Source organism: Actinomycetospora sp. (assembly GCF_036497245.1).
Taxonomy (GTDB): domain Bacteria; phylum Actinomycetota; class Actinomycetes; order Mycobacteriales; family Pseudonocardiaceae; genus Actinomycetospora.
Genome location: NZ_DASXJS010000190.1, coordinates 1 through 10,373, shown reverse-complemented (window position 1 = coordinate 10,373; position 10,373 = coordinate 1). Strand labels below are relative to the sequence as shown.

Genomic DNA, 10,373 nt, shown 5'->3' with positions numbered 1-10,373 from the left:
CCCCGCGTGCGGGCCTCGTCCTGATCCGCGTGACCGCGTCCGGGCTCAACCGGTCCGAGCTGCACACCCGCCTCGGGCTGGCGGTGGGCGTGACGTTCCCGCGGGTGCCCGGTATCGAGGCGACCGGATACGTCGCGGCCTGCCCGGGCGGCGAGTTCGCCGAGGGCGCGCGCGTGGTCGCGATGATGGGTGGGATGGGCCGCCGGTTCGACGGCGGCTACGCCGAGTACACCGACGTCCCGGCCTCGCAGGTCCTCGAGGTGCACACCGACCTCGACGACGCGGTGCTCGGCGCCGTCCCGGAGATGCTGCAGACCGCCCACGGCTCGCTGACCGTCGGGCTCGACGCGCAGCCGGGGGAGACGCTCCTGATCCGCGGCGGGACCTCGTCGGTCGGGCTGGCCACCGCGGTGCTGGCGAAGCAGCGGGGGATGACGGTGCTCGCGACGACCCGCGACCTCGCCCGCTCCGACCTGCTCTCCGGCGTCGGGGTCGACCACGTGGTCCTGGACGACGGTGCCGTCGCGCCGCGGGTGCGGGCGATCGTGGCGGACGGGGTCGATCGCGCGCTGGAGCTCGTCGGCACCCCGACGCTGCCCGACACCCTGGCCGCCGTCCGCGTCCACGGCGTCGCCTGCGTCTCCGGGATGCTCTCGAACGTCTGGACGGTCCCGGACTTCTCCCCGATCGACCACCTCCCCCGCGGGGTCCGGCTGGCGGGGTACGGCGGGGACGCCTCGGATCTGCCCGCGTCGGTGCTGCAGGGTTTCCTCGACGACGTGGCGGCGGGGTGCGCCACCGTCCCGCGCGGGCGGACCTTCCGCCTCGAGGAGATCGTCGAGGCGCACCGGCTGATGGAGGACGGGCACGCAGGGGGCAAGCTCGTCGTCCTGCCCTGATTCACTCGGATGTCGCAGCGTCCGGTCTGCCGGATTCGTGCGTGACTGTCAGGGGTTCGAACTAGTGTTCGAGTCATGAGGCGGTACGAGGACGGCGGGTCGGTGTGGCCCGCGGAGTGCTCCCGGCTGGCTGCGCTCGATCTGTCGAGCCTGTCCGGTCCGGAGTCGGTCGAGGTGATGCGGCTGGCGTTCGCCGTGTCGAACTGGGCGTCCTCGATGTTCCAGCGGGCGATGTACGAGGCCTGCCGCGCGGAGGAGGGCACCACCGTGCGCCGCGAGCTCGATCGCCACTCCGGGCTCGAGGCCGCGGCGGCGTTCGGGTGGTCGACGACGATGGCCGACCGGCGCCTGGCCCTGGCCGCTGACCTCATCGAACGGCTGCCCCTGGTTGCGGCCGCGATGGCCGACGGCGCCGTCGAGCCGCGCAAGGCACGGGTGTTCAGCGAGGTCTGCCAGGACATGACCGAGGAGCATCTGCGGGCGACCTGTGAGCAGGTGCTGCCGGAGGTGCAGTCGTTGCCGGTCGCGGCGCTGGGGGCCCGCCTCGTCGAGGTGGCCACTGCGCTCGACTCGGGATGGTCGGACGGGCGGCTGGCCCGTGCGCTGCACGAGGCCCGGGTCACCCACGGGCTGAATCCCTCGGGCAGCGCCGACCTCTGCGGACGGGACCTCGCCCCGGACGACGCGATCCGCGCACGGGCCCACCTCGATGCGCTCACCGTCGCGGTGTACCGCTCGATCCGACGGTCGGGAGGCGCTCCGCCGCGGCGGCCCTTCATCCGGGCGCGGGTGTTCTGTCGGCTCGTCGACGGCTCGCTGACAGGTCTCGACGATGCTGTCGTCATCGAGACGGTCGCAGCCGAGCTCCTCGCGGAGACCGACGACGGGCACCCGGACGACGGCTCCGGCCCGTTCCCCGATGACGACCCCGGTCCGTACTGCCCGCCTCCGGATGACGCGCCTCCGGACGGCGGGGTCCCGGAGGGCCCGCCCCCGGATGGCTCGGTTCCCCACGACGACTCCGGTCCGGGCTCCGACGACTCGGGTCCGCCTCCGAATGACGCGCCTCCCGACGCCCCCGACGACGATTCTGGTCCGGGCTCCGACGACGCCTCCGGTCCGGACGGCTCGCCGTCCGACGGCTCGGTTCCGGACGGCTCGGACTCGGCGGCACCCCCGGTCAGGCCGGACGACCTCGACGGCGGGTTGCCGGACCCCCGGCCTCCCGAGGTGTTCGGTTCGCGGCTGCGTCAGGGCATCGTCGAGATCCGTCTCCGTCTGACGACCCTGCTGGGCCTCGATGACCTTCCCGGCACCGCACCCACCTGGGGTGCGCTCGGCGCTGCGCAGGCACGTGCCCTGGCGCTGGCCCGCCCCGGTGGCGAGTGGCGCATGGTGCTCTGCGACGACGACGGCCGACCCGTCAACGTCCTCCTGCTGCGCCGCCGCCCGGCCAACGCGCCCCGCCACCGGCGCGACGGGCGGGACTCCACCGCGATCGTCGAACTCGCGGTCCGCACCGGCGACCTCATCGCCCTCGACCTCGCGGACGACGACCCCTTCGCGGCGCTCGTCCGGGAAGCCCAGGCGGCTCTGCCCGGGCTGCCGACGCTCGATGATCCCGAGCATCCCGCCAACAGTCGCGCCGACGCCCACCGCCGACGCCCGGGCGCGGAGCTCCGGCGCTGGCTCTGCGTTCGCGACCGCTGGTGCATCGGCCCCGCCTGCCAGGGCCCTGCCGCGACCGCCGAGATCGACCACACGCGTGACTGGGCGCACACCGGCCCCACCGTCGCCGCGAACAACGGCGTGCCCTGCGGCGCTCACCACCGCGCGAAGAGCGATCGGCGATGGAAGCTCGACCAGCCGCAGCCCGGCCACTTCTCGTGGACCTCCCCGGCGGGCGTGGGGTACGTGACCCGAGCCCGTCGTGTCATCAACCCACTCCCAGGCCCCCTCGTGCGGGGCCGGACCGGTGCGCGGCCCACCACGGCCCGGGCGGACTTCGGACGGGACCCGGACGACCTGCGGTCACCGGCCCCGCGCCCGGGGCGCCCACCCGGTCGGCAGCGCGATCACACACGCGCCTACCTGCTACGGAGCCGCGGCTCGCCACTCCACCCGGTCGGCACCGGGCCCGACGACCCACCCTTGTAGTCGGCCTGGCCTGGCCCGCCCGGCTCGCCGCGGGCCGGTTCGGCGTGCGGTCACCCGGCCTGGCCGGCGTCGCGCGGTCTCGGTCACGGGCTCGTTCCCGGGCCGGCTGCGAAAGCCCCCGACCGACGCTGCGTGACGATCCGAACACCCGCAATCGCTTGCGGTAATCGGGGTACCGCTCAGCCGTGGTATCACCGGGCCGTGCTGAAATCCCGGACCGCGCACGTCGAGGCCGAGGTGGAGCGGCTCTGCCGCGAGCTCGGCCCGGGCGCGCTGCTGCCGGGCGAGCGGGATCTCGCCGAGCGCTGCTCGGTGTCGCGCTCGACGGTGCGGCTGGCTCTCGCCGAGCTCACCACCCGGCGCGTCGTGGAACGCCGCCACGGCGCCGGGACCTACGCCCGCCGCACGGCCCCGGCCCAGCCCCTCGACGCGCTGTCTTTCCACGACGACATGACCCGGCGCGGTCTGCGGCCGTCGTCACGGTTGCTGTGGTGCGACGAGATCGCCGCCGACGACGACCTCGCCGCGCACCTCGCCATCCCGCTCGGCGACCCGGTCCGGCGGTTCGCGCGCCTGCGCCTGGCCGACGGCGAGCCGATGGCCCGGGAGCTGCTGCACGTGCCGACCCGCGTCGTCCCCGACATCGTCGGCGCGGACCTCGACGGCGAGGCGTCCTGGTACGGCCTGCTCGAGTCGCGGTACGGGCGCCGCGTCGTCGACGGCACCCAGACCGTCGAGCCCGTCCTCGTCGAGGGCGAGGACGCAGCGCTACTGGGGGTCCCATCGGGGCGGCCGGGCTGGCGGTTCAGGCGGACCTCGCGCGACGAGTGGGGCACGGCCGTCGAGCGGGTGGACGCGCTGGTGCGCGGCGACCGCTACCTCATCGAGGTCGGGATCCGCCGGCCCCGGCGACGCGCGCACTGAACCGCGGGGGCCGCGTCACCCGACCGGACCGACACAAGATCGTCCACACACGCCGAGCCGTACCCTCGCGCGCATGACGACGTCCGCCCGCCCGCGGCGCGGGCGCCGCCTCACCGGGGCGGCCGCAGGACTGGCACTCGTCGTGCTCGGGTTCGTCGGCCTGATGGTCGCGCTCGTCGCCCTCGGCGCACTCGTCCCCGGTCTCGGGCCGCTCTCCGGCTGGGCCACGGTCACCGTCCCCGCGCGGGGGGCGACGCTCGTCGTCGCGGGCCTCGTGGCCGCGGTGCTCGCGCTCCTCCTGCGCCGCCGGCTGCGGTGGACGGCCACCGGCGTCGCGATCGGGAGCGGCGTCGCGACGGTGGCGCTCGCGGTCGTCGTCGGGATCCTCATGGCCGCGACGGTGTCCGCGGGCGGCTCGGTGAACCCGTTCCAGGCGATCGTCCCCTCCTCCGGGTTCGCACTGCCCGACGGCGACCCCGTGTACTCGACCGGCCCCGACGGCGTCGGGCTGCACGCTGCGTTCTGGGATCCGCGCGGCGCCACCGGGCCCGCCCCCGTGCTCGTCTACGTCCACGGCGGGGGGTGGAACGGCGGCTCGGAGCTCGGGAACACCGACGACATGCGCTGGTTCGCCGACCGGGGCCGTCTCGCCGTCAGCGTTGCGTACACCCTGTCCACCGGCACCCGCCCGACCTGGGACGTCGCCGGCCCGCAGGTCGCGTGCGCGCTGACGAAGGTCGCCGCGCTGGCGCCCGGCCGGGGCGGCGATCCCGGTCGCATCGTCCTGGCCGGGGACTCCGCGGGCGGGCAGCTCGCGGTGTCGGTCGGCTACCACGCGGCGTCCGGGACGCAGCCCTCGTCGTGCGGGGGCGTGGTGCCGGTGCCGCGCGGGGTGCTCGTGCAGTACCCGGCGGTCGATCTGCTCGACGCCTACGCGCACGGCCACTTCCCGGGACAGCCCGGCACGCCCGGCGCCTACCTCGCGCAGCTCTACACCGGCGGCACACCGGAGCAGGTGCCCGACCGCTACCGCGCGGTCTCCGGCGGGCCGGCGATCACCCCGCGCGCGCCGGCCACCCTCGTCATCGGTCCGACCGGCGACGAGCTCGTCCCGCCGGGTGGCGTGGAGCGGTTCGTCGACCAGGCGCGGGCCGCCGGGGTGGATGCCACGCTCGTCCGGCTGCCGTACGCGAACCACGCGTACGACATCCTCGGCACCGGCTCGCTGGGCAACCAGGCCCGCCGCACGATCAGCGAGCACTGGCTGACCCAGCACGGCTGGTGAGCGCCGGACCGGCTCCGCCTCGCGCCGCGCACGAACGGCTAGCGCAGGATCTCCACCAGCAGCACCCAGGCGCCCACCAGCCCGCCGAACAGCGAGAACCCGATCGCGGGCGCCAGCCAGATCAGCCCGCCGAGGCCCCCGATCAGGAGCCCCAGCCCGGCGAGGAGCGTGCCCCCGCACAGCACGATCGGGGGCAGCACGGTCGCGAGCATCCAGGCCGGGAGCGGGACCTGCTCGGTGGGCCGGGGCAGCAGTGTGCCCAGGGCCCCCGCGGCGAGCGCCGCGAGGACGAGGAGCACCACGCCGACGGCCGTCGACGACTCGAAGGGCACCAGCAGGGTGAGCGAGAGGAACACCGGGGACGCGAGCAGGATGAGGGTGGAGGCGGCGCGTGCCGTGGTGCGCGGCGAGGCGAGGACCGCCGACAGGTTGATCGACAAGGCCACGAACAGCAGTCCGGCCAGGGCTGCGGCCGCCCCGGCCGTGGCCACCGCGAACTCCGACCACGCCTCGACGTCCGTCACGGGTCAATTGTCCTGCGCGGAGGCCGCGAGATCCACGACGGCGAGCGAACCCGCGTCGCGCAGCGCCTTCCGGTCCGCTCCGGCGAGGTCGGCGAGCACCCGGTAGGTCAGGGTCATCGGGTCGATTCCCAGCTCGCCGGCCGCCCCGGCGTCGAGTCGCTCGACGACGGTCTTCGACACCAGGGTCTGCCCGCCGGTCGCGACCTGCTCGATGCGGGCGCACTCGTTGACCTCGTCGCCCAGCGCGGTGACCTCCAGGCGGCCGCCGGTGACGACCTGGCCGATGTAGAGGTTGGCGCCCCAGTGCACGCCGAGATTCACGCGGCAGTCGGCCACCGCGACCCCGACGCCCTCCTCGCCGAGCTCCTCGACGATCGAGCGCACCGACGCCGGGAAGGCGAGCGCGACGGCGAGGGCGCCGCCCGCGGCGTCCGACTCGGCCGGGTGCGCGTCCCCGTCGGCGCACGAGGCGAGGAAGAACGCGCTCGCGCCGTCGCCCGCGTGCTTGCCGACGATGCCGCCGTGCCGGGCGACGAGGTCGTCGAACGCCGTCGTGAACCGGCGAATCAGCTCGAAGTAGGCCGGCGTGGGGAGCAGGCGGGAGAGGTGCCCGGAGGAGTCGATGTCGGCGAACAGCACCGCCGCGGGGCGTCGGCGGGGCTCGGTGAGGTCGGCCATGCGCGTGAACATCGCCTCGTCGCCCTCGCTCACCAGGGCGAGCACGCGCGCGGGCAGCAGCGGCGCGAACACCAGGGCGGTGCCGGCGAACGTCCCGTCCGCCGCGCGCACCGTGAGGCCGAGCATCCCGACCGGACGCCGCCGGTGCGCCAGGTTCAGCTCGACGGGGGAGACCCAGATCGGCGCGAGCTCGCTGTCGGTGGCGAAGCGCCGCTCGAGGTCCTCGCGCAGCGCGCGCCGGGCCGGCCCGGCGAGCATCGAGGACCACAGCGGCAACTCGAGTCCCTCGCCGACGTGCATGCCGTAGCCGACCTCGGTCGAGGGGTCCGCCCCGGCGAGTTCCAGCATCTGCTCGGAGACCCAGCACAGGCGGCCGTCGGCGTCGTAGACCTGGGAGGCGGAGCGGCTCGCGTCGAGCGCGTCGATGACGGCCTGGCGGAGCTCGGGGAGCCGGTCATCCACCGAACGGACGCTAGCGGTGCTCCGGTGTACGACGCCGGCCGGGCGGGTGGCCCATCGCGGGAAGGTTGGCTCGTTCGGACCGTGACATGGGACACAGTGGCGAGTTATGTTCATCGAATGAACGCGGCAGGGCCCGGATCCCCGGCGGGCCTGCGTGAGGCGAACCGTCGCCGCGTGCTGGATGCGGTGCTCGCCGCCGGGGAACCCACGCAGTCGGGTATCGCCGCGGCCACCGGGCTCGCCCCGGCGACCGTCTCGAACATCGTGCGCCACCTCGTCGGCGCGGGCAGCCTCACCGCGACGACGACGGTGCGTGGCGGCCGGCGGGTCCGCGCGGTGCGCCTCGTCGCGCCCGCGGGATATCTCGCGGGGGTGGACTTCGGCCACCGGCACGTCCGCGTCGGCCTCGCCCGGGCGGCGGACACGTTCAGCAGGTCGGCGTCGGGTCGGCCCGGCGAGCCCGCCCCGCCCGCGGACCTGCTCGCCGAGCGGGACGCGCGGCTGCCCGAGGGCCACGGCGCCGACGACGGGCTCCGGGCCGCCGAGGAGCTGCTCGACGGGGCGCTCGCCGAGGCGGGGGTCGGGCGCGGCGCGCTCCTCGGGGTCGGCATCGGGCTGCCCGCGCCCGTCGACGCCCGCAGCGGGTCCGTCGGGGAGCCGGGCATCCTGCCCGGCTGGGTCGGCGTCGACGCGGCCGCCCGGGCCGCCGCGAACCTGGGCGTGCCGGTCGCCGTCGACAACGACGCCATGCTCGGCACCCTCGCCGAGCAGGCGTGGGGGGCGCTCCGGGGGGTCCGCGACGCCGTGTATCTCAAGCTCTCCGACGGGGTCGGAGCGGGCCTCGTCCTCGACGGACGTCCCTACCGGGGGCGCTCCGGCACCGCGGGCGAGCTCGGTCACGTCGTCGTGGCCGAGGATGCGGGCGGCCCCACCGGGGGTCCGGGCGGCACGGTCTGCCGCTGCGGCAACCGTGGCTGCCTGGAGACCTGGGCGTCCACGACGACGGTGGTCGGGCTGCTCGAGCCGCTGCTCGGCAGCCCGCTCTCGATCGCGGAGGTGGTCGCGCGCGCCCGCGGCGGGCACGCACCCTCACGCCGCGTGCTCGCCGACACCGGCGGCCACGTCGGGCGCGCCCTCGGCGGGCTGTGCAGCCTCCTGACCCCCGCGCGCGTGGTCGTCGGCGGCGAGCTCGCCCAGGCGGGGAGCCTGCTGATCGACCCGCTGCACGCCGCCCTGGACCGGTGGGCGCTCCCCGGCGCGGCGGAGGGCGTCGAGGTCGTCGCGGCCCAGCTCGGGGCACGGGCCCACGTCCTCGGCGCCGTGGCGCTCGCGGGTGAGCACGTGCTGGCCTCGCGCGGGTGAGCGCACGGGCACGCGTCACCGACGCGTGTCAGGATCGCGGCCATGTGTTCATCCGTTGACCGCGAGAGCACGCGGACCTAGCCTGTGAACCGCGTCACAGACCGGTACCGGTGCGGGCGTACGACGACGGGGAGGTCGGATCGATGAGCCCTCGTGCGTCCGAGCTGCCCTCCCCGGAGACGGTGCTCGCCGCCCGGGGGGAGGGTCGGGCCCCGGCCGTCTTCCTGGACTACGACGGCGTGCTCACCCCGATCGTCGACAACCCGTCCGACGCCGTGATGACGCCCGGGATGCGGCGCATCGTCTCGGACCTCGCGCAGCGCACCAGCGTCTGCGTCGTGTCCGGGCGCGACCGCGGCGTCGTCACCGAGCTCATGGGCCTCGACGACCTGATCGTCGCGGGCAGCCACGGCTTCGACATCCACAGCCCGCGCACCGGGACGATCACCCATGACGCGTCGTCGGGGTTCGAGGAGCTCGTCGAGAAGGTCACCGCCGAGGTCACCGACCGGGCGGCCGCGATCGAGGGGACCCTCGTCGAGCCCAAGCACGCCTCGGTCGCACTGCACTACCGCGCGGTGGACCCGGCCCGGCACGGCGAGGTGTCCGAGCTCGTCGACGGGGTGCTCGCGGCCCATCCGGGCGAGCTGCGGGTCACCCCGGGCAAGTTCGTCCACGAGATCCAACCGAAGATCGACTGGAACAAGGGCCGGGCCGTCGAGCACCTGCTCGGGGTCCTCGACCTGCGCGGGCCGGACGTGCTCCCGATCTACCTCGGCGACGACGTCACCGACGAGGACGCCTTCGTCGCGCCCAGCATCGCCGACGGCGGGCTCGGGGTGCTGGTCATCGATCCGGCCGAGGCGCCCGCGCGCGAGACCGCGGCCTCGGCCGTGCTCGCCGACGTCGACGGGGTCGCCCGGTTCCTCGACGGGCTGGCCCGATGACCGGGCCCCGCCGCGCCACGCGGGTGGCCGAGCCGCCCCCGCGCACGACCATGCCCACGCCCCGAGCCGGGAGGAGACCGCGGTGAGCAGTCCCGCGACCGACCACGATGTAGCCGGTGGCGCCCACGGCGCTGATGACGGCTGGACCCTGACCTGGGAGGGCGTCGAACCCGAGGAGGAGGGCCTGCGCGAGGCGCTGTCCTCCACCGGCAACGGCTACTTCTGCACGCGCGGCGCGGCCGAGTGGGAGGACACCGACCCGCCCGGGCACTACGCGGGGACCTACGCCCACGGCGCCTACAACCGCGAGACGACGATCCTCGGCGGCAGGCCGGTGCTCAACGAGGACCTAGTCAACCTGCCGAACTGGCTCGTCCTGATGCTGCGCATCGAGGGCGAGGAGGCGATCACCCTCGACAACGTCGAGGTGCTCGAGTACCGCCACAGCTTCGACATCCGGACCGCCACGGTCAGCAGGCACTTCCGGTTCCGCGACCGCAAGGGACGCGAGACGACGCTGCGCAGCAGGCGCTTCGTGTCGATGGCGCACAGTCACCAGGCGGCGCTGGAGTGGGTGCTCACCCCGGAGAACTGGTCGGGCAACGTCGGGATCGTCTCGGCGATCGACGGCCGCGTCGACAACGACATGGTGGCCCGCTACCGCGACCTCGAGGGCCGCCACCTCGACCCGGTCACCCCGCGCACGTTCGGCCCCGAGGTCATCGCCCTCAAGGTGCGCACCCGGCAGTCGAACCTCTACATCTCCGAGGCCGCCCGCACCCGGTTGGCGCGCAGCCGGGGCCGGTCCTGGCAGGCCGTCGAGCCCCGCCGCACGTTGCACCAGATGAACGACTACATCCAGCAGGTCCTCGAGCTCGAGGCCCACGAGGGCGAGTCGATCAAGGTCGAGAAGCTGGTCTCGTTCTTCACCAGCCATGACAACGCCATCACCGAGACGCTCACCGCGGCCGGGCGGCACGTGGAGCGCTACCCGGACTTCGCCGAGGCCTACGCCGAGCACGAGTCGGCCTGGACCGAGCTCTGGGACGTCTGCGCGATCGACCTGCCGTCGGAGCCGCGGGTGCAGCTGCTGCTGCGCTTCCACACCGCGCACATCCTGCAGGTCTGCTCGCGG

General features: G+C 74.9%; 8 protein-coding genes and 1 pseudogene. 7 read left to right on the top strand and 2 right to left on the bottom strand.

Going from position 1 to position 10,373, the window contains the following annotated elements; all coding sequences use genetic code 11:
• From VGI02_RS19945 to VGI02_RS19930, 4 genes are all read left to right on the top strand, one after another.
• Positions 1-899, top strand: an 899-nt coding sequence (locus VGI02_RS19945; protein WP_331630069.1) for a zinc-binding dehydrogenase, incomplete at its 5' end; no start/stop codon positions are given.
• A 75-nt stretch (positions 900-974) separates the two neighbouring features.
• Positions 975-3,056: a DUF222 domain-containing protein gene (locus VGI02_RS19940; RefSeq protein WP_331630067.1), complete on the top strand. Its 2,082-nt coding sequence runs from the start codon at positions 975-977 to the stop codon at positions 3,054-3,056.
• 201 nt (positions 3,057-3,257) lie between these two features.
• Entirely contained in the window at positions 3,258-3,980 is a 723-nt protein-coding gene (locus VGI02_RS19935) for a GntR family transcriptional regulator (RefSeq protein ID WP_331630065.1), read from the top strand.
• A gap of 73 nt (positions 3,981-4,053) precedes the next feature.
• Positions 4,054-5,265 carry an alpha/beta hydrolase gene (locus tag VGI02_RS19930; RefSeq protein WP_331630063.1) on the top strand — a complete coding sequence of 404 codons (1,212 nt, stop codon included), beginning with the start codon at positions 4,054-4,056 and terminating at the stop codon, positions 5,263-5,265.
• Positions 5,266-5,303: 38 nt separating this feature from the next.
• Here VGI02_RS19930 and VGI02_RS19925 read toward each other — a convergent pair whose 3' ends face one another.
• Together VGI02_RS19925 and VGI02_RS19920 are read right to left on the bottom strand one after the other, a co-directional pair.
• Positions 5,304-5,789 carry a hypothetical protein gene (locus VGI02_RS19925; protein ID WP_331630061.1) on the bottom strand — a complete coding sequence of 162 codons (486 nt, stop codon included), beginning with the start codon at positions 5,787-5,789 and terminating at the stop codon, positions 5,304-5,306.
• 3 nt (positions 5,790-5,792) lie between these two features.
• Positions 5,793-6,929, bottom strand: a complete 1,137-nt coding sequence (locus tag VGI02_RS19920) for an adenylate/guanylate cyclase domain-containing protein (RefSeq protein ID WP_331630059.1) — start codon at positions 6,927-6,929, stop codon at positions 5,793-5,795.
• 117 nt (positions 6,930-7,046) lie between these two features.
• Here VGI02_RS19920 and VGI02_RS19915 point away from each other — a divergent pair, with 117 nt between their 5' ends.
• The 3 genes and pseudogenes from VGI02_RS19915 to VGI02_RS19905 all read left to right on the top strand — a co-directional run.
• The gene (locus VGI02_RS19915; RefSeq protein WP_331630057.1) at positions 7,047-8,291 is read left to right on the top strand and encodes an ROK family transcriptional regulator; all 1,245 of its coding nucleotides are present in this window, start codon (positions 7,047-7,049) and stop codon (positions 8,289-8,291) included.
• Positions 8,292-8,434: 143 nt separating this feature from the next.
• Positions 8,435-9,238, top strand: a complete 804-nt coding sequence (gene otsB / locus VGI02_RS19910) for a trehalose-phosphatase (protein WP_331630055.1) — start codon at positions 8,435-8,437, stop codon at positions 9,236-9,238.
• 82 nt (positions 9,239-9,320) lie between these two features.
• Positions 9,321-10,373: pseudogene (locus VGI02_RS19905) on the top strand (glycoside hydrolase family 65 protein); the annotation flags it as partial.

What these genes read in the sequence shown, in the direction of transcription:
- VGI02_RS19915 (WP_331630057.1), top strand. Translation starts at nt 7,047, where the DNA reads ATGAACGCGGCAGGGCCCGGATCCCCGGCGGGCCTGCGTGAGGCGAAC.
- VGI02_RS19930 (WP_331630063.1), top strand. Translation starts at nt 4,054, where the DNA reads ATGACGACGTCCGCCCGCCCGCGGCGCGGGCGCCGCCTCACCGGGGCG.
- otsB (WP_331630055.1), top strand. Translation starts at nt 8,435, where the DNA reads ATGAGCCCTCGTGCGTCCGAGCTGCCCTCCCCGGAGACGGTGCTCGCC.
- VGI02_RS19940 (WP_331630067.1), top strand. Translation starts at nt 975, where the DNA reads ATGAGGCGGTACGAGGACGGCGGGTCGGTGTGGCCCGCGGAGTGCTCC.